The organism is Desulfovibrio sp. 1188_IL3213 (assembly GCF_036763145.1).
In the GTDB taxonomy this organism is placed as follows: Bacteria; Desulfobacterota; Desulfovibrionia; order Desulfovibrionales; family Desulfovibrionaceae; genus Desulfovibrio.
This window is the reverse complement of the sequence record NZ_JBAIYR010000683.1, coordinates 1-798: the sequence shown is the minus strand read 5'-3', so window position 1 is coordinate 798 and position 798 is coordinate 1. Positions and strand designations below refer to the sequence as shown.

Below are 798 nucleotides of genomic sequence, written 5' to 3'. Positions count from 1 at the left end.
CTTGCGCTGCGCGCAGGCTGCCGAAGCCCTGCTGCAAGAAAACGGCAATACGGTGCTGGACGGTTTTTTATGTCAGGGCAAGGTTAATCCCCGGGTCATTGCCGCTTCGCAGCGCAAAGGAACCCACCCTATGACTCCGGCGCGGCTGGCTCGCCTGCAGGAAGCCGCCCGCCACCCCGACAAGGAAGATTTGCAGGCCGCCGGACAGTCCTGGCGGCGCTGCCTGGAGGCGGCAGCCGCCTTCTGCCAACAAGGAGCCATGTGTGCGCAAAAAAAATAGCGAGTGTAACGATCCGGCTTTTTTTAATGAAGTCTTTGCCGCTGCTGCCGAGCTTTGTCTCGCCATGCATGACGGAGACTACCCCTATGTGCTGCCGCTGAACTTTGTCCGCCAGGGGCAGGCCATCTATATCCACTGTGCCCTTGCAGGGCGCAAACTGGACTGTATCCGCCAGAACCCCAGGGTGGCCTTTACCGTCATGACGGACGTAAGCATAAGCCGCGAAAAATCCACCACCTACTTCAAATCGCTCTGCGGCAAGGGCCTTGCCCGCATTGTTGAGGACGAGGCCGAAAAAGGGCAGGCGCTTGACGCCATCGCCGCCCGTTACGCGGCACTCTGTCCGCAGCCCACGCCGCCTGCAAGCATACGGCGTACGTGTATCGTGCGCATTGACATCGAAGAACTGGCGGGCAGGCGCAGGCTGCCGTCCGGCGCGGCCTGAATCGCCGGAGCACGGATTTGCGGGCCATGCCCGACCATATCCGTGTACGGCGAGCAGGCCACAGTGAGCGGTA

Annotated in this window: 2 protein-coding genes; both read left to right on the top strand. The window is 61.5% G+C overall.

The features are described from left to right. The coding region (locus V6C16_RS14535) for a flavodoxin family protein (RefSeq protein WP_333543599.1) at positions 1-280 on the top strand (280 nt) is incomplete at its 5' end. Next, on the top strand, positions 264-725 hold the full coding sequence (locus V6C16_RS14530; RefSeq protein WP_333543598.1) for a pyridoxamine 5'-phosphate oxidase family protein: 462 nt from the start codon (positions 264-266) through the stop codon (positions 723-725). The genes V6C16_RS14535 and V6C16_RS14530, both read left to right, overlap by 17 nt. Positions 726-798: the final 73 nt, after the last annotated feature.